This is a genomic window from Nonomuraea sp. NPDC050680 (genome assembly GCF_040654555.1).
Classification (GTDB): Bacteria; Actinomycetota; Actinomycetes; order Streptosporangiales; family Streptosporangiaceae; genus Nonomuraea.
Genome location: NZ_JBFAIF010000002.1, coordinates 135,216 through 154,939 on the forward strand (window position 1 = coordinate 135,216; position 19,724 = coordinate 154,939).

Consider the following 19,724-nt stretch of genomic DNA (forward strand, 5'->3'; position numbering starts at 1 on the left):
GAAGGCGATGTCGCCTGGTGCTCTGTTCCGGAGATAGGCGGCTACCACAGGCTCGTTCCCGACACTCGCTTGGCGATCTGGTTGGTGACCACCAGGAAGACGAAGTTGATCAGGGTGTTGAAGAGCCCGATCGCGGTCGAGTAGCTGAACTGGCTGCTCAAGATGCCGATCTTGTAGACGTAGGTGGAGATGACCTCGGAGACCGGCAGGTTGAGCGTGTTCTGCATGAGGAGCACCTTCTCGAAGCCGGTGCTCAACACCCCGCCCATACTGAGGATCAGCAGCACGACCATCGTGGGGACAAGCGCCGGGATGTCCACGTGCCGGATGAGCTTGGCGCGGCCCGCGCCGTCGATCTTCGCGGCCTCGTACAGCTGGGTGTCGACCCGGGACAGCGCGGCCAGGTAGATGATGCTGTTCCAGCCGCAGTGCTGCCAGACATCCGAGATCGCATAGACCGGGACGAAGGCCGAGGTGTCGCCCAGGAAGTTGACGTCCGCGACGCCCGCGAAACCTGCCAGTCTGGTCAGCAGGCCGGAGGACGGAGAGAGGAAGACCTGCAGCATGCCCACGATCACGACGGTCGAGATGAAGTGCGGCAGGTACGCCGCGGTCTGCATGAACCGCTTCCGCCCGGCGTGTACGACCTGGTTAACGATCAGCGCGAGCAGGATGGGCGCGATGAACCCCACGACCAGCGTGGTCAGGCTGATCATGACGGTGTTCCGCATGAGCGTCGAGAAGAGCGGGCTCTCGAAGAACTGCTGGAAATACTTGAGCCCGACCCAATCGCCGCCGGTCAGCCCGTTCTGGAAGGAGAACTTCCGGAAGGCGAGCTGGATGCCGTACATGGGGATGTAGGAAAAGACGCCGACGAAGGCGATCGCCGGGGCCAGCATGGCCCAGAGTTGCCAATAGCGGGGAACTCTCATGAGTGCTGGGCCGCGTACTGGTCGTAGTAGCGCTGGTAGATCGCGATGTTCGCCGGCAGGCCCGAGCCGTTGACCTGCTTGACGTAGGCGTCCCACTGCTCCGCGATCCCGCCCTTGGTGATCCACTGAGCGAACTTCGGCTGGGTGATGTTGAGTATCGTCTGGTTGCTCAGCGAGAGGGCGTTGAGGTCCTCGGAGCTCATCTGGATGAATTGACTGGGGTAGACGTCCTGCTTCAGGTCCATGTTCTTCAGAGCGGGCAGCAGCGGCTCCGATTGCTCCACTGCCTCCTGCAGGTCGGTCGGCAGGTCCACCTTGATGTCGTCGCGGATCCAGGTAGGCCCGTTGTCGGCGATCGTGGTGGTCCACTTCCAGGTGGAAGGATCGCTCTTGCCGTCAGCGGGCGGCAGCACCTCGTACTCCTTGTCGCTGACCTTCGTGATGTTCTGCCCGAACTCGCCGAAGAGGACCTGGATGGAGATGTCCTGGTCGTAGAAGGCGTTGATGACGCGGAGAGCCGCGTCCTTGTTGGCGGTGCCAGCCGACATCATGATCTGGTTGGCGGGGAAGTTCTCCGCGTTGCCGTCGTAGCTCCAGGTCACCGGGGTGCTCTGGCCTGCCTCCGCGAGCAGCGCGGGGGTGGCCTCGTACTGCTCCGCCAGTTGGGCGCCGAACCGGTCGCTCGCCGTCCAGCCCCAGCTGAACCCGACCTTTGCCATATCCTTCTGGCCCCGGCCAACCGACTGATAGGCGGCGTAGTCCTGCGTCATGACGTCCTTGCTGACCAGGCCGGCGGCGTAGCACTTGTGCAGGAACTCCAGCACCTGCCTGTAGCGCTCGTCCACCAGGAAGTTGCTCACCTTGCCGTCCTGGACGAAGTAGCCTTGCATGCCGCCTGCTGAGATCGGCAGCCCCAGGCTGCCCAGGAGCACCGACGGCTGGAAGTATCCGAACCCGGTGGTGCCCACGGGGGACCAGTCCATCGGGATCTCGTCATTCGGGTCACCGTTGCCGTTGGCGTCCTTCTCCTTGAACGCGACGAGCACGTCGTAGAGCTCGTCCCAGGTAGTGGGCGCCTTCAGGCCGAGTTTGTCCAGCCAGGTCTTGTTGATGTACTGGTGAGTGATGGCCTGCGGCCAGAACCTCTTGTAGCCGGGGATCGTGTAGATCTCCCCGCCCGGCTGTGTGGCCATGGCCTGCAATTGCGGCTTGGCCTGGAAGAGAGCCTTGACGTTGGGCAGCTTGTCGAGGTCGTCCTTGAGGTCCTCGAAGAGCGTGCCGAAGGTGGCGATGTCGGTGTTGTTGATCGCGTTGGTGCCGACGATGAGGTCGGGAACGTCGCCCGCCGCGAGCATGGTGGACTTCTTCTGGTCCCAGTCCGCCGACACCTCCTCCCAAGTGATCTTGACGTTGGCCTTCTTCTCGAGCTCCGCCACCCAGCCCATCTCTTTCATCGGCCCGGTGAGTGCGTGCTTGGTGACCAGGATGCGCAGGTTGTTGCCGCCCTCGTCCTTACTCTCAGCTCCGCCCGAGCATCCTGAAAGGACCAGGATGGAGGCGAGTGTCGCTCCGCACCACAGGCGTGTTCTGCTGGCCATGGTGTTCTCCTTTTAGGGGGTGGTGGCGGGCATCCAGACCCGCATGGCGATACAGCGTGGACTTCTGCTCGGTGACCGGTGCGGTGCGATGGGGCGCGCCGCCCGCGTCAACTGCGGGCTGAGGTCGAGGTCGAGCCGGAATCCCGCTCCGGGACCCACGCGCAGACAGCCGTCGTCGTCCGCCGGGTCCGTGCCATGCGACCACTCTGGAATACGCAACGCCACCCGGACGCCTGGCTCGATCCAGCCGCGCACCGCAACGTCGATCGTGCCGCTGGACAGATAGCCGGTACGGATCTCCAGCAAGCCCTCTCCGAGGTGGGGTGGGAGGTCGGAGACGGCATTGGGGAAAATGTTAACGTTAACATTTCCGGGCGGGCGTTGCCGCGCAGTTAAGGGATGTTGTTCGGCTATGCCGGATGAGGACAAGGCAGGGGCTCGCAAAGAAGGCTCCCTTGGGGGGTCGTTCGTGTGAACCCGACGTTAAGTGTGCTGATTCAGCGTTGTCAATAACAGGACAAGATTGCGAACGCGAGTCAGAAAGATTTCCGGCGGAAGTCTCGCGAGGCCGGAACGGTTCAGGCGGAGGAGTCTCGCAGCACCAGCCGGGCCCTCGTGCGGACCTGCCGACCAGGCCCGTCATGTCCCTCGATCCGCTCAAGCAGCATGCGGACCGCCGCGGCGACCATCTCTCCCTGCTCCGGACTCACAGAGGAGAGTGACGGCGTGGTGAATTCGCCTTCGTCGGTGTTGTCGAACCCGCTGACCGCGACCTCCTGTGGGACGCGTATCCCACGGGCGTGCAGCGCACGCAGCACTCCGCTGGCCGTGGCGTCGTTGACGCAGGCGGCGGCGTCGAACCGCACACCGGAGCGGAGCAGCCCCATTATGGCCTCATATCCAGACATCCGGCGATCCCAGTCCGAGCCGTATGCCAGGAGTGTCTTGTCGAACGGCACGCCGTACGCCTCTAATGCCGCCCGGTAGCCGGCGAACCTGTCTCCTTCCGGCGAGCCCGTCTCCGGGCCTGTCATGACCATGGCGATCCGGCGCCGGCCTGAGGACAGCAGGTGCCGGACAATCGCCTCGAAACCCTCGCGCTCACCCATGACGACACAGTCAATAAGGGGACTGGGAGCCCCACCCAGCTGAACCAGGGGCTGCATCGGCGTCTGATCTTCGATCGCGTGCCCGGTGAAGTGATGGGGGCAGATGATCACACCATCAACGTCCCGAGTCGTCACGCCGAGCGCGGCATCGCGTTCCGCGCCGCCGTCATGCGCGATGCGCAACGTGGTGGACAGATCGCGTTCGGCCAGGGCAAGGATCAGTCGCTCCGCGATCTCGGCGAAGTACGGCTGATAAAGGTTGGGCACGACAACGGCGATCCGGCCGGTCCTGCCCGACGCCAGCCCTCGACCCGCCTGGTTCACGACGTAACCGACCTCCGCCATGACTTCGCGGACCCGGTCGCGGGTAGCGGTGGAGACGTTGGGGCGACCGAGCAGCACGTTGGAGACGGTCTTGGCCGAGACACCGGCACGTGCTGCGACGTCGGCCAGCGTCGGTCGCCTCACCCGGCGCCAACCCCGAGCGTCGACTCCCGGCGGATGAGCTTGACGGGCAGGACCACGGAGCGGGCATGCGCGGGCGCGGTCCCGTCCAGGCGCTCGCCGAGCAGATCGAACGCGGCGCGGGCGATCCGTTCCCGGCCCGGATCGATCGTGGTGAGCGACGGGCTCGAGAACCAGCCGTCCTCGAGATTGTCATATCCGATGACCGCCACCCGGCGGGGAACGTCCACCTCACGTGCGGCGAGCGCTGCCAGCGCGCCCAGCGCCACCTCGTCGTTGGCACAGAGCAGCACGTCGACCTCGGGATTGCGCATGAGGATCCCGGCCGCCGCCCGTGCTCCCGCCCGGCGGTCCACGGGCGGTTCAAGAGGTATCACCGGCACAGCCTCGGGGCGGATCCCGGTTGTGGCAAGGGCGGTGAGCAACGCAGCCGACAAGGCTGCTCGTTGGTCAGAGCCGAGGAGTGCTGGGCGGGTGCGGCTCATGACGGTCAGATGCCGGGCGATGAGCATGGCCGCCTCCGCCACATCCTCATCCACCCGGTCCATCTCGTGCTGCGACTGTGGCCCCTGAACGACCACGATCGGGTGCGAGTTCGGGCGGCGGGGCACACTGTCCGGCAGCTCATGGCCTATGAGGATCACCCCGTCGAACGTCCTGCCACGCGCGTCGAGGAGCTGGCGAACGCTCTCGGAGGAATAATGGGTCGGCTCGACAGCCGCCTGCATCCCTCGCCGATCGGCCTCCGTCACCAGGGTCTCCACCAGACTCGCCAGGTAAGGCCTGCGCAGCTCGGCCACCCCGATGCCCACGATGCCGGTCCGCCCGGTCCGCAGGGCGCGCGCGCTCCCGTTTCGTACCCACCCGAGCTCGTCGATGGAGGCATGCACCCGCTGGATCACCTCGGGCCGGGTGTGCGGTTCGCCGTTGACCACCCGCGAGACGGTCTTGACCGAGACGCCTGCGTGCCTGGCCACATCTCGCATGGTCACGTGCATGCGGCAAGTCTACGTTGAGGAGGGGGCAGGCAAGGGTGGGAGTCGATCCAGACGATGGCCAGGTCATCGCCGTAGCGGCGGGCAAGTTCGGCGAACGGGGCCACGCTGACCGCGCACTCGCCGCCGAGCGTGGTGATCCGTGCCGGGTCGTGGACGCGGATGACGTGCAGGGCGCTCGCGAGCTGCTCCAGGACGACCGCTTTGGCCTCGACACCGTCGCGCTCTTCCGGTCCGTCGTCGGTCATGGTGACCGGAACGGTCGCGGGCGCCGGTGTCGGCGCGAGAGCAGCCGGGCGCGTCGGCTTCTTTGGCTTCGGCGTTCTGCGCCCGCTCCTTATCCACCTCGGTGATGATGTCCTCGCCCTCGCGCTGCTCCAGTCCCCGCCGCCTCATCGGCGGACGCCGAACGATCCGCTGCCTGCCCTCGCCGAGGCTGTCGAGGTACGCAAGCCGCTCCGCCTCGTACCTGTCGGTGGGCAGGACCGGCGCCTCGCGCTCCACCTCGACGACGGTCTCGCTGGGCTGGCACACGTGCTCGTCCGCCGGGGCCTTGGCGGACGGCCAGCGGTTGTCGCGGACGATCCACATCAGCAGCTCGTACGCACTCGCGAACGCCAGCGGTGCCAGGGCGCTGACCAGGCGCGACTCGACCCCGCCGGACCAGCCATGCGCCACGTTCGACGTCAGGGTCACCGCCCCGCCTAGGGCGAGCGCGGCCCACGCCAGCACCGGCACGCGCAGGTCGACGCCGCCGGGCTCCTGCGCTCAGCGGTACGCGACCGCGCCCCGGATGCCGGAGTGCTCCAGTCCCTGCGCGATGTGGCGTTCCGTCTCCTCGAGGAGCGGCACGCCCTGTCCGGCCTCAAGGACGGATCCGTCCCCTTCTTCCGGACGTCGCGGCCTCACCCGCGCTGGTCGCCCGCGCCAGGGAGATCGCCTCCGACCTCCAACACACCCTCGCCGGTGAGCTCGAACACGACCCGGCCTTCGACGGCGACGCACCGCTGCTCGCCGCCTTCTTCATCGCCGGCTACACCGCCGTGCTGGTGGAGACCGCCCGGCGCCTGATCGCCGGAGAACCGGCCGACACCACCGCGGACGACCACCGCGCCCGCCTGGAGCGCCTGTTCGACGCCCTCAGCAGCGAAGTAGTGCCCTGGCCGTGAGGATGTACCGCGAACCCCGGCCGCCTGCGTCGCAGGTCCGGCCGAGTGGTCACGTGATGCGGTTCGCCTTATCCGTCGTCTTGCGGAACTGTGTGCCGTCCCACCTGTAGGTCTGGCTGACGATCAGGTCTGGACAGCATCTGGCGGCCTGGTCGCTGAGCGCCTTGCCGTGCAGCTGCACCCGCCCGCCCCTGATCGCGACCTTCAGGGACTTGAAGTAGCGGTTCTTGCCGAGTTTCCCGATCAAGCGCGGAGCCGAGGGCTTGGAGGCTCCGTCGTAGACAAAGGCGATCAAGGGATTGCTCGACGTCGAACTCGGGCACGACGACACGACGACGGTCTCACGCCTGCCGTCACGGGTGAGGTCGCCGACGGCCGCTACGCGGGCGTGCACGACGTACCAAGCGGCGCGCGGCCGCGGTTTGGGGCAGTTCAGAGCCGGCTCCACTACGGACGCCCAGTCGACCCGGTCCAGCGGGCCGGCGGCATTCACCGCGATGGTGGCGGTGGCCTGTGCCGCCGTACTGTCCACGGTGGCCGCGTTGGCGACACCTCCGCCGAGCACGACCGTCAGGCAGGCGGCCAGGGAGGCGGCGCTGGTCCTGGCTCCGTATCGGCGGGCTCTTGGGTGGCTCGTGCACTCGGTAAGTGAAGTCATAGTCAGTCGGACGCGGAAAACCTCGGAGATGTTGTGAGCTACGTGTTCCTGTCTTGAGACCGATGCCGATCCCATCGTGATGCTCTGAGGTGCCCTGAACCTTCCAGACACGGGTGAACTAGAGCGGCGTACCGGTCAACGCCGCTCCTTGTCGCCGGCGGGAAGAACGACGATGTCGAGGTCGCGGAGCCGGTCCAGGTCGGTGTCGATATCGATGCGGGTGATCTTCTCGTCCTCGATGGTGAACATGAAGACGGCCTTCGGCCGGCCGAGATGCGACCAGACGGCCGCCGGTACGCCGTCGACCAGAGCGAGCCTGGCGGCCTGAGCTCGTCCGGCGAAGAAGGCCGCCACCGCGTGGTCGCCGCGGACCTCGCCGACCACGGCGTCCGGATCGAGCAGTTCGAGCAGGGCGGCGAAATCCCCGCTCCGGGAGGCGGCAAGGAAGGCCTCGACGATCTCCCGCTTCGCCGATCGCGCGGCATCGGAGGCCCCGGCCGCTCCTTGCACCCGGCGCCGGGCCCGGCTGGCGAGCTGCCGGGCCGCCACCGGGGAGCGGTCGATGATGGCGCCGATCTCGCCGAACGACACGGCGAAGACGTCGTGCAAGACGAACGCGAGCCGCTCGGCGGGAGTCAGCGTGTCCAGCACCACCATCAGCGCGACCCCGACCGAATCGGCCAGCAGCGCCTCGTCCTCGGGGTCGGCATGGCCTGGAGGATGGATACCCGCGTCCGGCTCGGGCGGCAGCGCGCCGGCCGAGTCTTCACGCCGGCTGCGGCGCGCGTCGAGCATGTTCAGGCAGACCCGGGCGACGACCGTGGTCAGCCACCCGGCCGGATTCTCCACCTGGCTGGTGTCGGCCCGGCTGACCCGCAGCCACGCCTCCTGTACCGCGTCCTCGGCCTCGCTGGGCGAGCCGAGCATCCGGTAGGCCACGGCCTTCAATCGGTCCTGGTGCTCGGCGAACCGCTCGCTCACCCAGTCCTGCTCAGTCATCTGTCACGTTCCTTCGTCCGGGCCTGTCATACCAATTGACCGGCGAACCCACGCCGATGTGACATCCGGGCCCGGCTCGGATGTTCGGGCAGCACGTACACCTGAAGCACATAAGGAGACAAAGATATGAAAGCGCACGTCAGCTCGATCCTCCTCGGCGTCCGGGACCTGGACCGGGCCAAGCGGTTCTACACCGAGGGACTCGGCTGGAAGATCAAGAACGACTACGGCATCTCGGTGTTCTTCGAATCGGACGGAGCATCGCCCGTCGGCTTCTACGGCCGCGACGGCCTGGCCGACCAGGTGGGCACGAGCTCGGAAGGCAGCGGCTTCAGCGGGCTGGTCCTCACCTACGTCGTCCGTAGTGAGGCGCGGGTGGACGAGATCATCGCGGAGGCTGAGAAAGCCGGCGCCACGATCCTCAAGCCCGCCGCCGCCCTGGCGTGGGGCGGGTACGGCGGCTCCTTCGCGGACCCGGACGGCTACATCTGGAGTCTCGGCTACAGCGCCCAGGGAAAGGACCAGCCCTACGCGGAGTAGCCGTCGAGCAGCAATGCCTCTGGCGAGTGCGGTTGACGCGGCCATCGCCGAGCGCGCCGGCCGGACTCCTCTGAACGGACGTCCCGCAGGGTGACCGGTACTGACAAGTAGGTTCGGCGTCGACGCGGGATCGTGCCGACGCCGAACCACCGCACGTTGTGGGAGACGAGGCAGGGGATGAGGAAAGTGGGACCGGTATTCGGGGCAGGGCGGCCTGGATCCACTGCGAGCCGCAAGAACAGCGGGAGCAGACCATGAAGTTTCGAGCATACGTCGAGCCCGCGGAGCCCATGAGGGGGCTGGAAGTTCCCGAAGAGGTCGTGGAGGCGCTCGGTGGGGGCAGGCGGCCGAGGGTGTCCATCACGATCAACGGGCATTCATGGAAGAGCAGGGTCGCCATCATGCGCGGCCGCCACCTGCTCGGCCTGAGCAACGCCAACCGGCGAGCCGCCGGTGTCGTGACCGGCGACGAGGTGGAGGTCGAGGTCGAATTCGATGCCGAGCCTCCTGTCGTGGTCGAGCCCGTGGACTTCGTCCGCGCTCTGGACGCCGACCCGATCGCCCGCGCTGCCTACGATCGCCTGGCCTACAGCCACAAGCGCGAGCACGTGCTCGCCATCGAAAGCGCGAAGAAGCCCGAGACGCGCGTACGGCGGATCGAGAAGGCCTTGGCAATGCTGCGGGACCGAGAGCCGACAAAGGTCCCTGCAGCCCGCGCCAAGACCTGGACAACGACGCCCACCCGACCGCTGAGTCCAAGCAGCTCTCAAGATCGCTAACGGAGAACGGAGGCGCTCTCTTCGTCCTCGGCCTTGCATATGACGGGTTCCCGCAGCAGTCGCAAGCTCTCCTGTGGCTGGGAGGCCGTGAAACTGTAGCGGCCCAGGCCATCCGATCTGCGTGTACCCAAAGTGCAGAGCCGCGCCACGTCCTCATGGAGCACCTGGCGGCCAGCGGCGGGTGGCACGTGGGTGCAAGGGTTTAATTCGTAGGGTCGGTTGCGTACTGCCATCAAAATGTCCCTGCTCTTGCCGAGTGATCGCGCCATCCGCTATCACCCTGTGGGTGCCTGGTTGGGAGAATGGTGCGAAAATTGTTCAATGATTCTGGCATGCGCTGACTGCTTTGCAACAGGATCATGCCCTGTGGGTACAGCGCCTCTTGCATGCAGACTTAGCCTCGGCCTCCTGGCTGAGTCTTGCAGGAAAGGGTGTTGGTGCATACGTATTGGGGTATTACGGCCTTCCGGTCGATGAGCTTGACCTTGAAGTTCTATCGCGATAAATTGAAGCAAACTTCATGATCCACGGGAGGGTTTCATGCGGCTCGAAATGCTCTATAAGGATCAAGGCTCAGGCGGCAACGGCTGTCCGGCTATCTATTTGGCCGAGAACGGCCAGGTCGTGGTCCAGGGGCCGGCGGTCGATCAGGATACCTTCTCCAACCTTGCCAACGTTCTGCCGGGCGAGATCGCTCTACAGATCGCGCCCGAGGTGCTGCAGGGCGCCGTCGACAAGCTTCGCGCCAAGAACGAGGTCCGCTAAGTGGGGCGGATGTTTCGCTCTCTCGACGACGCCGAGTTCAACCGCTTCTTCACCGAATTCCGCTTCACGGCTTACCGTCTGGAGTCGCTGCAGCGTTACGACGTCTCCTACGAGAAGACGGAGTTCGATCTCTTCCTGAACGGCCAGCAGCGCGGTGAGTTCCCTGGAATCGCGCAGTGGATCGATGGAACGGTCAAGCCGGCACGGAACTCCGGCAAGCTCCTGCACCGGGTTCACGTGGTGCAGGAGCCTCTGTCCGATTATGTGCGGTTTGAGTGCGCTTGGGCGTATGCTCACACGGTTCCGGCCGGTGAAGATGTTCGACTCATTCCCGTCCCGTCCGGCGAATGGCCCGCAGGGCTTCCTCGCTATGACTACTGGCTCTTCGACTCGTCCAGCCTCGTCACCATGCACTACGAAGAGGACGGTTCCTTTGAGGCTGCGGAGATTGTGGACGACCCGGAGAAGATCGTCCAAGCCAATTTTTGGAGAGATATGGCAGTAGGCCAATCCATTCCGTTTGCCTCCTTTGCGGCGAAGCGCAATGGCGAATTCTAAACTATGGCGAGCCGGCGGAGATGCAAAGCACCGGCAGCGAATTTACAGGTGACGCCAACTCCGTCGTGCAGATAGGTACCATGCACGGCGCGATCAACCTGACGTCGCTCGCGCGGGCGTTGCCATTGCCGCGACAGCTTCCCTCTCCGGCGGGCGGCTTCGTTAACAGGGCCGAGAGTCTGGCCGCGCTTGACCGTATTCTGGCGACGGGAAGCGGCACGGGCGCAGTCTCCGCCGTGGCTGGAGCTCCGGGAGTCGGCAAGACCGCGCTCGTCGTGCACTGGGCCCATAGGGTGCGTGACCATTTCCCAGACGGAGAACTTTTTATCGATCTCGGCGGTTACGGGCCGAGCGCACCGCTTAGTGCGGACCAGGCTCTCGACAGCTTTCTGCGGGCTCTCAACGTCGCGAAGGAGAGCATTCCCGAAACCCTGGCGGAACGCTCCTCGCTGTTCCGCTCGCTCGTCAGCGGCAGGCGAATGCTCGTGGTCTTGGACAACGCCGCTGACACCGCCACGGTACGGCCGCTCCTTCCTGCCTCAAGCGGGTGCTTTGCCTTGATCACAAGCAGAAGTAGCCTGTCAGGGTTGGTAACAAGAGAAGGGGCTGCTCGTGTGACCCTGGAGGTGCTCAGTTCTTCCGACGCCGTCGAGCTGCTCGGACAAGTGATCGGCGTGGCCCGTGTCGCCGCAGAACCTCAGGCCGCGGTCCGCGTGGCCGAACTGTGTGGCTGTCTTCCGCTAGCGCTGCGAGTCGTGGCTGAACGCGCGTTGGACAGACCAGAACTGGCGCTTACGGAATTGGTAGCCGAGCTCGAGGAGGAGCAGCACAGGCTCGACTCGCTCGCCTCGAGTGAAGATGAACTGAGCGACGTACGTGCTGCCTTCTCGTGGTCATACCGCGCGCTCTCGGTCGAAATGCAGCAGGCCTTCCGGTTGCTCGGTCTCCACCCCGGCCGAGAGTTGTGTACGGAGGCGGCCATGGCGCTACTCAATTCCACCGATCAGCGTGCCACGAAGCGGCTTCTGGACACACTATCTGCGGCGCACCTTCTGGAAGGGGTGGCAGCGAGTCGCTATCGCCTGCACGACCTGCTGAGGGCATATGCGAAGGAACGTCTCCGGGAAGAGACCAGTGCGAAGGACCAGGCTCTGGCGGTTCGCCGGGTCCTGAGCTGGTATCTGCTGGCTGCCGACGCTGGTCGCAGAGCGATCCTCTTCTACTCGCACGAAGTGCCCCTGGTACCGCGGGAACAACTCGTAAACCCGCTATTTACCGACGCTGAGGCGGCCATGGGATGGTTCGAAGTGGAACGCCTGAACATTCTTGTCGCTGTGAACCAGGCCATGGAAACCGGCCAGTACGACATCGCATGGAAGCTGCCTGTCGTTGCCGACGGCTTCTTTGAGCTTCACTCCTACTGGAAGGAGTGGGAGGATATCCACCGTACCGGTGCTGAAGCCGCTCGTGTTCTCGGTGACCGCTTGGGGGAGGCCTCGAACGTCTTCGCACTAGGAGATGCGGACTGGCGCGGAGGTAGGCAAGAAAGCGCCATAGCCAACTACGAGAGCGCTCTCTCATATGCTAGGGAAGCTGGCGACACGTGGCTTACCGGTTTCTCCCTCAGAGGACTCGGGCTGATTCACGAGGAGATGGCAAATCGTGAGGAGGCTCGTAACTACTTCCAAGCCGCCCTTGAGGTCTTCCGTACAGGAGGACTACGGCGAGGGGAAGGTATGGCGCTGCTCAGCCTGGGGAAACACGCAGCCCATCTAGGTCACTTCGACGAGGCGGTATCGCTAGGGGCCGAAGCTGTTCGGGTCTTTGTCGAGATCAATGACAGATGGAGCGAAGCCTGGGGCGCGCTTCCGCTTTCCCGAGCGCTCATGGAACTCAGCCGAGGCGCTGAGGCCATCGAAGCGCTGGTGCGAGCGGCCAGAACGTTCGACCGCTTCAAAGACCGGCGGAGTCTCGCGATGACACTGGCCGCGCTCGGTGACGTACATCACCGTCAGGGCGACGTCTCGACCGCGCACAACAACTGGCTGACTGCCGCCGAGTTGTACGGGACTTTCGGAGAGAACGTGATGGCTGAAGAACTGAGGGCGAAAGCTGGCGATGGCGATGAATGACATCATTCTGAAGTCGAAGGATGGCGAGCTTCCCTCGGACTGGTTCAGCGCCATTTGTGCCATTCACGACGACGTCTTCCTGCGGTCGCCCTTCGCGTGGACGCCGGACACTTCGCGAGAGAACGCTAAGGACTTGTGCCAACTGGCCGAAGCCCCGACCTTCGGCGTGGTTGTAGCCTGTCAGGGCAGCGGATTTGTCGGCTATGCGTACGGGCACCGCCTGCCCGTCGACCACGGTTGGTGGCGTTTCATTCCGAGACCACTTCCGTCCGAATTGACCAGCGAATGGGACGGAAGGACATTCACGCTCACCAGCCTGGCCGTCCTCCCGCGCCAGCGAGGCCACGGCATCGGCCGGCGGATGATCAGTCGTCTGCTCAGCACACGAACGGAGGAACGGGCCATCCTGTCGGTACAACCGACAGCCCTGCAGGCGCAAAGCCTCTATCGGCACCTTGGATGGCAGTATGTCGGCAGAAACGGACCCTTACCCGATGTCACTCCACCGCATTGGGACGTCTACGTCTTGGAATGCCTATCTCACCTGAGTCCGAATTCCTGAGGAGGAGAGCTCTGTATGGACCCAGTCACCCTAGCTATCGCCGGTGCCGTCGCCACCGGTATCGCGACCCGTACAGGAGAGTCCGCCAGCGCGGCACTGAGCAATCTGACTCGCCGTGTCCGCGATCGATTTCGCGACAGGCAGAGTGTGCTCGAATCCGAGGAGAACGTCGCCGCCGCCCTTGAAGCGGAGTTCATCCGGGATCCCGTGTTTCGTCAGGAGTGTCTGGGCTTGTGGAATCAAGCACAGACCGGAGCCGTCGCCAACTTGTTCACGGGGCGCGCCAACAAGGTGATTCAGGCCCGTGACATCCACGGTGACATTACCCTCTAGGCGCTGCTTTCAAGGTGATCTAAGTTGTGCGCGATCATTGATCGGCGGATGCCGGCGCAGCGTACGCACCGCCGCCCGCTACTGCCTCATCCGCTCCTACCTCGGCTCCGCCCGGAGCCACGGCGTCCACCCGCTCGACGCCCTGGCCGGAAACCCCCGGATGCCCCAAAACACCTGATCGATCACAGGCGTGAATGGATACCCGGATGCCTGATCCGCAGTGCTGTATGGAGATCTTGCATGAAGATATCAGCATCTCGTCAGCTGGGATCGGCGCGACCCTGAAGTACCGTATGCAACGGAGGCGTCAAGGCAGCGGGTCGTCCGTAGCACTATGGCGTTCAAGACCAGGTCGAAGAGATCCGAATTGATCTTCTTGGCCTTCGCGATAGGCCTGGTGAATGCCGTCGCGGCGGCGAAGCGCTCGGGTACGGGACGGTCCTGGCTCCATCACGGCAGAACCTGGCCCAGGTAATCGGCCAGCTGGCCCGGCCGAGACAGCATCACCATGTGGCTGCCGGGCATCTCGTCCGGGATGATGCCGAGCCGCTCCTTCACGTGGCGGCGTACGAAGTCGGGAGGGAAGAGGCGGTCGTCGCGGCAGAGCAGGTATTTCGTCGGAACGTCGGGCCAGGCGGCCAGCGGCCAGGGCTCGCGAACGGCCCGCTCCATGCTCATCTTCTCGGCGAGCGCGCCATCGTGGGCCAGCACCCGCTCGGCCAGCTCGTGCGGGACGTCATGCAGGCAGAGCTCGTAGTTGTCGTCGATGCCGGACGAGGGCCGACCGCTGCGCGCCCACCAGTCGTCCGGCGTCTCGCCCGGACTCGGGATCATGGCGGTCACCAGCACAAGCGCTGCTGCCTTGATGCGCATGCAGACGAGCGGGCCCACGAAGCCACCCCAGGAGTGGGCCACCACGACCGGGCGCCGGTGCTCGCCGACCGCCCGGACCACGGCGTCCGCGTAGTCCCAGAGCCCTGCCTGCGGATCGGACATGGGAAGGTCCACGGCGACCGTTTCGTGCCCGCGACCGTGCAGCTCAGCTTCGAGCAGGTGCCAGTCGAAGGCGCTCCCGCCGCCACCGTGGATGAGAACGAAGGTAGTCATAACTGTTGTGACAAGCGGCGGCAGGAAAAGTCATCGGTGGGCACGGGTACTGCGTAGGAGGCGCGGCTGCCCCGAACGACTGCTTGCCTCATGCTCCACGGGGCAGAGACGTCTCACTCACTCTGCGACCAGTAGTGATCATCTCGGCCGTCAGCCGAACTCGCCGTCCTTGGCGCCTCCGATGAAAGCGTCCCACTCGCCCGGGGTGAACGTCAGGATGGGGCCGCCGGGATTCTTGGAGTCGCGTACGGCCCGGCCTCCGTTGGAGAGCATCGCGACCTCGACGCAATTATCGCCCGAACCGGAATAGGAGCTCTTCCGCCAGTGAAGGGAGAAAGGTCGGGAGGAGTCCATGATCGCCTCTCAGCTTAATTGATCAATCAAGGTGGTCAGACGTGCTACAGATGAGTCTGGGCCGAGCGCAGACGACCGAATGAGGTCAAATATGAGTCTATAGTGCTCGAGGTCGGCGGCGGCCTCCAGATAAAGGTCGCTTGTGGCGGTCTCGATATAGACGATGCTTGGATCATTCTGGTCCGGGAAATTCAAGATGGTGAATGCGCCGTCCATCGCGGCGTGGGCTCCGGCCGAGTTCGGCAGGACTTGCAGGTAGATGTTCGGTCTTGCGCTCATTTCGATGATGTGCCGTAGTTGCTGTCGCATCACAGACGGCCCTCCCACCGGTTTGGCAAGCGCCGCTTCATCGATCACCGCCCAGAGCGTGGGCGGTGTCTCGTCATGCAGGATGGTCTGCCTGGCCAGCCGTGCCTCTACACGGCGGCGGATCTGGGTGTCCGCCACGACCCGGCCGCCTTTGAACATCGCCGTCGCGTAGTCCTCTGTCTGGAGTAGTCCGGGCACGCGGAGATCCTCATACGTGTTGATCAAGGATGCCTCCGCTTCGAAGCCTGCTAGGGAACCGCGCCAGATGTCCTGATAATTAGCCCACCACCCTTTCTCCCGTGACTGACGAGCCAGTGTCAGGACGGCCTCGCGTTGTGCCGAGTCTGTCACCGAATACAGGTCCAGGAGCGCTCGGATATTTCCCAGATCAGGTCTGGTCCACTTGTTGGCCTCCATCTTGTTGAGGCGGCCACGTGACCACTCCAATCGGCGCCCAGCCTCTTCGACGCTGAGTCCGGCTTGCTCGCGCAGGCGGATGAGTTCGGCCGAGAGGCGGCGACGGCGGACCGTGGGGCTCGCCATGATCTCTCCCTAAATCGCAAATAAGACATTTTTGCGCATTGAAACTTTCGCCTTGAAAGTATTGATGCGATCGATGACTATGAGGATATTACTCGTAACTGTGCGTGGCCGCGGCTGGCATGAGTGATCCACGTATCAGGGCGAGGGAGTGCGCTGGCACCTGCCCGCCGACCCCGAGGCGGTAGGCAAGGCGCGGCAACTCGTACGTGAAGCGCTCGCCGGATGGGGCCTGTCCGCGCTGGCCGAAGACGTGGTCATGGTCGTTTCGGAGGTGGCGACCAACGTGGTCGTGCACGCGAAATCGCCGATGACGCTCTCGCTGCGCCGGTACGGGAGGAGCGTTCGGGGCGAGGTGGCCGATCGCAGCGCTGGGTGGCCGACTCCGCTCCCGGCGGGTCCCGATGAGGAGCACGGCCGCGGTCTGGCGATCGTCACGGCCTATGCGGACCGATGGGGCGTCGATCCCGCTCCGGAGGGCAAGGCCGTCTGGTTCGTCTGCGGGGAGCGGGGGTCTTCGTGAGTGGTCCGCTGTCCCTGGAGATGTCCGGTGACGTGCGTGTCTGCGCGCAATGTGGCACGCGCATCGTCACTCTGGCCTCCGCCATGCGCATGATCTGGGCCGACGTCACGGACGACACGATCCCGGCCGACGCCGTAGAGCAGATCACCGCGCCGGTCGCCGGCGTCTGGGTCGACGTGTTGTGCAGTCCGCTCTGCCCGCCGGGCAGCCATCAGCCGGACCATAACCGACCGTAATGTCATCGGGCGGTCGATCCGGCTGGACCCGTACAAAGACCTCATCGACCAGATGCTGCGGGCCGACCTGGACGCGGAATTGGCCCCTCTACAGCAACGCCAGCACCCGTTCCGCCTGGGCCGACTGGGTCTCTTCGCGGGTCCGCAACAGCCAATACAGTGCGAGAAGGCGGCGGCACTCCGTGAGCCTGGCGGCTTCGTCAGCCGTCAACCCGAACCTCTCCAGCACCGCAGTCATGCCGGCGGCGTCGTTGCGCCACACCGATATGTGCTCGACGACCTCGGCGAGTTCGAAGGCACGATCGCTGCGGCCGGAAAACTCGAAGTCCACAACGCCGACTTTGGTGCCATCCCACAGATAGTTGGCCAGGTTCCCGTCACCGGTGCCGAACGCCGGAGTACCCGGCTGCGCCAACAACCCCTCCAACGTGGGCTGCTCCACCCAGCTCCCAGCCTCGTGAAACGCGTCCCTGACCGCAGGTTCCACATCAGAAGGCACCGCCGCCGCCCACCATGATCGAACTTGGTGGAGCAGTTCGACTGGATGCCCGGCCCGAGCGGGGACCCGCTCCAACACGCGCTGGGGGATCGCCAGCTGGATCCCCGTGACGGCCTCGGCGAGCGCGTCCGCCAGTTGCCCCGTGATCGGTCCCTCCACAGCCGCGCCGTCAAGTCGAGACATCACCACGGTTGGCGGGTCGGCCTCCAGATCAGCCTTCACGGGCGCCGGCGCAAGCCCAGGGGAGTACTCGTTGAGCAGCTCCAATGCTCGCCATTCCCGCTCAGGCTGGCCATAGTCCAACCGTCGGTATTGCTTGATCACGACATCGGACCGCACTTCGATCGTGTGCTTGCTCGCCTGGGCGTCCATGCACGCTCCGATCTTGTTGAAGATCATCACCCTACCTTCGGTCACGGGCCGGGCGACGGGTACGGCGGGCCCCGCCTCCAGCCGTGGCAGACTCATCGAACGACCGGACGAACCAGCCGCTCGATCGGCCGTTCTCAACCAGCGAGGGGGACGCACGATGGCCACCATCATCGACAAGATCGCCTGGATCCACCTGCGGGAGGGCAAAGTCCTCAGCACTCGCTCACGCGGCAAGGACGTCTACTACCTCCCCGGCGGCAAGCGCGAACCCGGCGAAACCGATCTCGACACCCTCATTCGCGAGATCGATGAGGAACTGTCTGTCGCCATCGTCGCCGCCACAGCCACCCACGTGGGCACGTACCAGGCTCAAGCACACGGCCACGCCGTCGGCGATACCGTACAGATGACCTGCTATACCGCCGATCACCACGGAACGCCCACTCCCAGCAGCGAGATCGAGGAAGTCACCTGGCTGACCTACGCCGCCCGTGATCGTGTATCCCCCGTGGACCAGATCATCTTCGACCACCTGCACAAGACGGGCCAGCTTCACTGACTCAACGACCGGCGCGGTAGCGGCTGAGACGATCTGGGAGATGCGCTGGTGGGACAAGCGCTTGCGCCTTGAGCCTGGACGATGTGCCCGCCGGGAAGGTCGGTGGCGGTGGCGGTCCACTGCTATCTAAAGATCCCGGCCGCCTGGCGTGGCCGCCTGCTCGATGACGACGACCGGGATCTCCCTCGGCGCCTTTCGCTGATAACCCGTGTAGTGCGGCCATATCGCGGTCATCGTCTCCCACAGGCGAGGCCGCTCGTCCGCGGTCGCCGGGCGGGCCACCGCGTCGAACACATCGGCGCCCACCTGCACCCGTACCCGCGGTTGGGCAAGCAGGTTGTGGAACCAGAGCGGATGGTCGGCCGCGCCTCCGTTGGAGGCGACCACGAGGTAGCGATCACCGTCGCGGCCGTAGATGAGCGCGGTGCGGCGCGGTAGTCCTGAACGGCGGCCGGTGGTGGTGATCAGCAGAGTGGGCGCGCCGTGGAACAGGTGGCCCCGGGTGCCGCCGGACTCGACGTAGCTGTTGACGTGCCTGGCCACCCACCTGGTCGGGCTGTCGGTCGGCTCGTTACCACCTCGTTCGTTGCTCATCGGGCCGCCCCGCCCACGCGGCGGTCGACCCACTCGCGTGCCTGCGCGAACCAGTGAGGTGCCGTGCGGTGTGCGTTCAGTACGTGTCCGGTGCCGGGAACCACGATGGCCTCCAGCTTTGCGCGCGGGCCGTAGAAGGGGGCCTCCTGGCTGCGGAGCGCGGCGGAGGAGGAGCGCGCTCCGGCCAGCAGCTTGTCGTGCTCGCCGTTGACGATCAGTACGGGCGCCTGGATGCTCTTGTTGATCGAGGGCGGGGTGTAGGAGTCGCCGGGCGGGAAGACGTCGGTGGTCTTGGCGGCCTCGTCGGCGGCGATGACCTCAGGGTCGGCGTTGGGCCGGTGGTAGAACCAGGTGGCCCGAAGGCCGGGCCGGGTGGTGAGGTAGCCGTCGTCGAGCCCGCGGCCGGCGAAGCGGGGATCGTCGGCGGCCCGATAGATCCCCGCGCCCATCTGCTCGAACGCGGCCTCGTTGGGCACGCTCGACTCCCCGGTGAGGATGACGCCGTCCACCTCCGCTGGATGCGTGGCGGCCAGGGTGCGGGCAAGGGTCGAGCCGAGCGAGTGGCCGACCAGGACGACCTTGGTGAAGCGAGGGCCGCCCAGGCGACCCTCGCGAAGTTGCCGGATGAGCTGGCGGATGACGATCTGGTGGGTGTCCTGCTGGAAGCGGGCGCTGGGCGGGTACGAGCCGGCGCCGGTGCCGAGGCGGTCGATGGCCAGCGTGGCGTACCCGGCGGCGGTCATCGTCTCGACGAACGAGGGCCGCCGCCGGTCCCCGTGCATCTGCCAGTAGGTCTGGCCGTAGAAGCCGCCGGGGATGAGCAACTGAATGCTGGTGGCACGGCCGCGTGGCAGGCACAGGGTGCCGGCCACGCGCTGGTCGACGGCCCCACCGGTGATCATCGCCACCTTGGCGCTGACCGTCCTGCAGGTGGCGGCGGCGTTCGCCGCCGCCGGGATTGTGGTCGTGGTCGTGGTCACGGGAATCGAGATCAACGCCAGTAGTACTGCTGCCGCTATGCGCATGGGACTCCTTCG

The 19,724-nt window shown here is 65.4% G+C and carries 25 protein-coding genes; 11 read left to right on the forward strand and 14 right to left on the reverse strand.

Features of this window, described 5'->3' with window-relative positions:
* Nucleotides 1-41: 41 nt before the first annotated feature.
* The 6 genes from AB0H88_RS07160 to AB0H88_RS07185 form a co-directional block, all read right to left on the reverse strand.
* Nucleotides 42-932, reverse strand: a complete 891-nt coding sequence (locus tag AB0H88_RS07160; protein WP_357642282.1) for an ABC transporter permease subunit — start codon at nucleotides 930-932, stop codon at nucleotides 42-44.
* Nucleotides 929-2,530 carry a hypothetical protein gene (locus tag AB0H88_RS07165; RefSeq protein ID WP_357642284.1) on the reverse strand — a complete coding sequence of 534 codons (1,602 nt, stop codon included), beginning with the start codon at nucleotides 2,528-2,530 and terminating at the stop codon, nucleotides 929-931. The genes AB0H88_RS07160 and AB0H88_RS07165 overlap by 4 nt, the downstream gene beginning before the upstream one ends.
* Nucleotides 2,531-2,542: 12 nt before the next feature.
* On the reverse strand, nucleotides 2,543-2,836 hold the full coding sequence (locus AB0H88_RS07170) for a hypothetical protein (RefSeq protein ID WP_357642287.1): 294 nt from the start codon (nucleotides 2,834-2,836) through the stop codon (nucleotides 2,543-2,545).
* A 272-nt stretch (nucleotides 2,837-3,108) separates the two neighbouring features.
* Nucleotides 3,109-4,107, reverse strand: a complete 999-nt coding sequence (locus tag AB0H88_RS07175; RefSeq protein WP_357642289.1) for a LacI family DNA-binding transcriptional regulator — start codon at nucleotides 4,105-4,107, stop codon at nucleotides 3,109-3,111.
* On the reverse strand, nucleotides 4,104-5,102 hold the full coding sequence (locus AB0H88_RS07180; RefSeq protein ID WP_357642291.1) for a LacI family DNA-binding transcriptional regulator: 999 nt from the start codon (nucleotides 5,100-5,102) through the stop codon (nucleotides 4,104-4,106). Before AB0H88_RS07180 ends, AB0H88_RS07175 begins: the two co-directional genes overlap by 4 nt.
* Nucleotides 5,093-5,347 (reverse strand): arginase family protein, encoded by a 255-nt coding sequence (locus AB0H88_RS07185; protein WP_357642294.1) that lies wholly within the window; start codon nucleotides 5,345-5,347, stop codon nucleotides 5,093-5,095. Before AB0H88_RS07185 ends, AB0H88_RS07180 begins: the two co-directional genes overlap by 10 nt.
* A 795-nt stretch (nucleotides 5,348-6,142) precedes the next feature.
* Between AB0H88_RS07185 and AB0H88_RS07190 the strand changes: the two genes are divergently transcribed.
* Nucleotides 6,143-6,268 (forward strand): hypothetical protein, encoded by a 126-nt coding sequence (locus tag AB0H88_RS07190; protein WP_357642296.1) that lies wholly within the window; start codon nucleotides 6,143-6,145, stop codon nucleotides 6,266-6,268.
* A 49-nt stretch (nucleotides 6,269-6,317) separates the two neighbouring features.
* Here the strand turns inward: AB0H88_RS07190 and AB0H88_RS07195 are convergent, their stop codons facing one another.
* Entirely contained in the window at nucleotides 6,318-6,926 is a 609-nt protein-coding gene (locus AB0H88_RS07195) for a hypothetical protein (RefSeq protein ID WP_357642298.1), read from the reverse strand.
* A 135-nt stretch (nucleotides 6,927-7,061) separates the two neighbouring features.
* The gene (locus AB0H88_RS07200; RefSeq protein WP_357642300.1) at nucleotides 7,062-7,925 is read right to left on the reverse strand and encodes a sigma-70 family RNA polymerase sigma factor; all 864 of its coding nucleotides are present in this window, start codon (nucleotides 7,923-7,925) and stop codon (nucleotides 7,062-7,064) included.
* Between the two features lie 126 nt (nucleotides 7,926-8,051).
* Here AB0H88_RS07200 and AB0H88_RS07205 point away from each other — a divergent pair, with 126 nt between their 5' ends.
* From AB0H88_RS07205 to AB0H88_RS07235, 7 genes are all read left to right on the forward strand, one after another.
* Nucleotides 8,052-8,465 (forward strand): VOC family protein, encoded by a 414-nt coding sequence (locus AB0H88_RS07205; protein ID WP_357642302.1) that lies wholly within the window; start codon nucleotides 8,052-8,054, stop codon nucleotides 8,463-8,465.
* Between the two features lie 254 nt (nucleotides 8,466-8,719).
* A complete protein-coding gene (locus tag AB0H88_RS07210; protein ID WP_357642304.1) occupies nucleotides 8,720-9,244 on the forward strand; it encodes a YdeI/OmpD-associated family protein in 525 nt (174 codons plus the stop codon).
* 540 nt (nucleotides 9,245-9,784) lie between these two features.
* Nucleotides 9,785-10,009, forward strand: coding sequence for a hypothetical protein (locus AB0H88_RS07215; RefSeq protein WP_357642306.1), 225 nt, complete (start codon nucleotides 9,785-9,787; stop codon nucleotides 10,007-10,009).
* A 9-nt stretch (nucleotides 10,010-10,018) separates the two neighbouring features.
* On the forward strand, nucleotides 10,019-10,567 hold the full coding sequence (locus tag AB0H88_RS07220) for a DUF6879 family protein (RefSeq protein WP_357642308.1): 549 nt from the start codon (nucleotides 10,019-10,021) through the stop codon (nucleotides 10,565-10,567).
* 20 nt (nucleotides 10,568-10,587) lie between these two features.
* Entirely contained in the window at nucleotides 10,588-12,699 is a 2,112-nt protein-coding gene (locus AB0H88_RS07225; protein WP_357642310.1) for a tetratricopeptide repeat protein, read from the forward strand.
* Nucleotides 12,692-13,261 carry a GNAT family N-acetyltransferase gene (locus AB0H88_RS07230; RefSeq protein ID WP_357642311.1) on the forward strand — a complete coding sequence of 190 codons (570 nt, stop codon included), beginning with the start codon at nucleotides 12,692-12,694 and terminating at the stop codon, nucleotides 13,259-13,261. Before AB0H88_RS07225 ends, AB0H88_RS07230 begins: the two co-directional genes overlap by 8 nt.
* A 15-nt stretch (nucleotides 13,262-13,276) precedes the next feature.
* Complete coding sequence (locus AB0H88_RS07235; RefSeq protein WP_357642313.1) at nucleotides 13,277-13,594, forward strand: hypothetical protein; 318 nt, start codon at nucleotides 13,277-13,279, stop codon at nucleotides 13,592-13,594.
* A 450-nt stretch (nucleotides 13,595-14,044) separates the two neighbouring features.
* On the opposite strand, the gene AB0H88_RS07240 is transcribed toward AB0H88_RS07235, so the two are convergent.
* From AB0H88_RS07240 to AB0H88_RS07250, 3 genes are all read right to left on the reverse strand, one after another.
* On the reverse strand, nucleotides 14,045-14,701 hold the full coding sequence (locus AB0H88_RS07240; protein ID WP_357642315.1) for an alpha/beta hydrolase: 657 nt from the start codon (nucleotides 14,699-14,701) through the stop codon (nucleotides 14,045-14,047).
* Nucleotides 14,702-14,851: 150 nt separating this feature from the next.
* On the reverse strand, nucleotides 14,852-15,055 hold the full coding sequence (locus AB0H88_RS07245) for a DUF397 domain-containing protein (protein WP_357642318.1): 204 nt from the start codon (nucleotides 15,053-15,055) through the stop codon (nucleotides 14,852-14,854).
* Between the two features lie 9 nt (nucleotides 15,056-15,064).
* Entirely contained in the window at nucleotides 15,065-15,907 is an 843-nt protein-coding gene (locus tag AB0H88_RS07250) for a helix-turn-helix transcriptional regulator (RefSeq protein ID WP_357642320.1), read from the reverse strand.
* A 148-nt stretch (nucleotides 15,908-16,055) separates the two neighbouring features.
* On the opposite strand from AB0H88_RS07250, the gene AB0H88_RS07255 reads away from it, so the two are divergent.
* The gene (locus AB0H88_RS07255) at nucleotides 16,056-16,427 is read left to right on the forward strand and encodes an ATP-binding protein (RefSeq protein WP_357642323.1); all 372 of its coding nucleotides are present in this window, start codon (nucleotides 16,056-16,058) and stop codon (nucleotides 16,425-16,427) included.
* A complete protein-coding gene (locus tag AB0H88_RS07260) occupies nucleotides 16,424-16,663 on the forward strand; it encodes a hypothetical protein (RefSeq protein ID WP_357642325.1) in 240 nt (79 codons plus the stop codon). Before AB0H88_RS07255 ends, AB0H88_RS07260 begins: the two co-directional genes overlap by 4 nt.
* An 88-nt stretch (nucleotides 16,664-16,751) precedes the next feature.
* Here the strand turns inward: AB0H88_RS07260 and AB0H88_RS07265 are convergent, their stop codons facing one another.
* A complete protein-coding gene (locus AB0H88_RS07265) occupies nucleotides 16,752-17,561 on the reverse strand; it encodes an aminoglycoside phosphotransferase family protein (RefSeq protein WP_357642327.1) in 810 nt (269 codons plus the stop codon).
* A gap of 130 nt (nucleotides 17,562-17,691) precedes the next feature.
* On the opposite strand from AB0H88_RS07265, the gene AB0H88_RS07270 reads away from it, so the two are divergent.
* Entirely contained in the window at nucleotides 17,692-18,093 is a 402-nt protein-coding gene (locus AB0H88_RS07270; protein ID WP_357642329.1) for an NUDIX domain-containing protein, read from the forward strand.
* Between the two features lie 126 nt (nucleotides 18,094-18,219).
* On the opposite strand, the gene AB0H88_RS07275 is transcribed toward AB0H88_RS07270, so the two are convergent.
* Together AB0H88_RS07275 and AB0H88_RS07280 are read right to left on the reverse strand one after the other, a co-directional pair.
* Nucleotides 18,220-18,687, reverse strand: a complete 468-nt coding sequence (locus AB0H88_RS07275; protein ID WP_357642331.1) for a nitroreductase family deazaflavin-dependent oxidoreductase — start codon at nucleotides 18,685-18,687, stop codon at nucleotides 18,220-18,222.
* Nucleotides 18,684-19,712: an alpha/beta fold hydrolase gene (locus AB0H88_RS07280; RefSeq protein ID WP_357642333.1), complete on the reverse strand. Its 1,029-nt coding sequence runs from the start codon at nucleotides 19,710-19,712 to the stop codon at nucleotides 18,684-18,686. Before AB0H88_RS07280 ends, AB0H88_RS07275 begins: the two co-directional genes overlap by 4 nt.
* Nucleotides 19,713-19,724 lie beyond the last annotated feature (12 nt).

Bases quoted from the DNA above. Each gene is read 5' to 3' on its own strand.
- AB0H88_RS07160 (WP_357642282.1), bottom strand. From the start codon at position 932: ATGAGAGTTCCCCGCTATTGGCAACTCTGGGCCATGCTGGCCCCGGCG.
- AB0H88_RS07165 (WP_357642284.1), bottom strand. From the start codon at position 2,530: ATGGCCAGCAGAACACGCCTGTGGTGCGGAGCGACACTCGCCTCCATC.
- AB0H88_RS07180 (WP_357642291.1), bottom strand. From the start codon at position 5,102: ATGCACGTGACCATGCGAGATGTGGCCAGGCACGCAGGCGTCTCGGTC.
- AB0H88_RS07185 (WP_357642294.1), bottom strand. From the start codon at position 5,347: ATGACCGACGACGGACCGGAAGAGCGCGACGGTGTCGAGGCCAAAGCG.
- AB0H88_RS07195 (WP_357642298.1), bottom strand. From the start codon at position 6,926: ATGACTTCACTTACCGAGTGCACGAGCCACCCAAGAGCCCGCCGATAC.
- AB0H88_RS07200 (WP_357642300.1), bottom strand. From the start codon at position 7,925: ATGACTGAGCAGGACTGGGTGAGCGAGCGGTTCGCCGAGCACCAGGAC.
- AB0H88_RS07205 (WP_357642302.1), top strand. From the start codon at position 8,052: ATGAAAGCGCACGTCAGCTCGATCCTCCTCGGCGTCCGGGACCTGGAC.
- AB0H88_RS07210 (WP_357642304.1), top strand. From the start codon at position 8,720: ATGAAGTTTCGAGCATACGTCGAGCCCGCGGAGCCCATGAGGGGGCTG.
- AB0H88_RS07215 (WP_357642306.1), top strand. From the start codon at position 9,785: ATGCGGCTCGAAATGCTCTATAAGGATCAAGGCTCAGGCGGCAACGGC.
- AB0H88_RS07220 (WP_357642308.1), top strand. From the start codon at position 10,019: ATGTTTCGCTCTCTCGACGACGCCGAGTTCAACCGCTTCTTCACCGAA.
- AB0H88_RS07225 (WP_357642310.1), top strand. From the start codon at position 10,588: ATGCAAAGCACCGGCAGCGAATTTACAGGTGACGCCAACTCCGTCGTG.
- AB0H88_RS07230 (WP_357642311.1), top strand. From the start codon at position 12,692: ATGAATGACATCATTCTGAAGTCGAAGGATGGCGAGCTTCCCTCGGAC.
- AB0H88_RS07235 (WP_357642313.1), top strand. From the start codon at position 13,277: ATGGACCCAGTCACCCTAGCTATCGCCGGTGCCGTCGCCACCGGTATC.
- AB0H88_RS07240 (WP_357642315.1), bottom strand. From the start codon at position 14,701: ATGACTACCTTCGTTCTCATCCACGGTGGCGGCGGGAGCGCCTTCGAC.
- AB0H88_RS07245 (WP_357642318.1), bottom strand. From the start codon at position 15,055: ATGGACTCCTCCCGACCTTTCTCCCTTCACTGGCGGAAGAGCTCCTAT.
- AB0H88_RS07250 (WP_357642320.1), bottom strand. From the start codon at position 15,907: ATGGCGAGCCCCACGGTCCGCCGTCGCCGCCTCTCGGCCGAACTCATC.
- AB0H88_RS07265 (WP_357642327.1), bottom strand. From the start codon at position 17,561: ATGATCTTCAACAAGATCGGAGCGTGCATGGACGCCCAGGCGAGCAAG.
- AB0H88_RS07270 (WP_357642329.1), top strand. From the start codon at position 17,692: ATGGCCACCATCATCGACAAGATCGCCTGGATCCACCTGCGGGAGGGC.
- AB0H88_RS07275 (WP_357642331.1), bottom strand. From the start codon at position 18,687: ATGAGCAACGAACGAGGTGGTAACGAGCCGACCGACAGCCCGACCAGG.
- AB0H88_RS07280 (WP_357642333.1), bottom strand. From the start codon at position 19,712: ATGCGCATAGCGGCAGCAGTACTACTGGCGTTGATCTCGATTCCCGTG.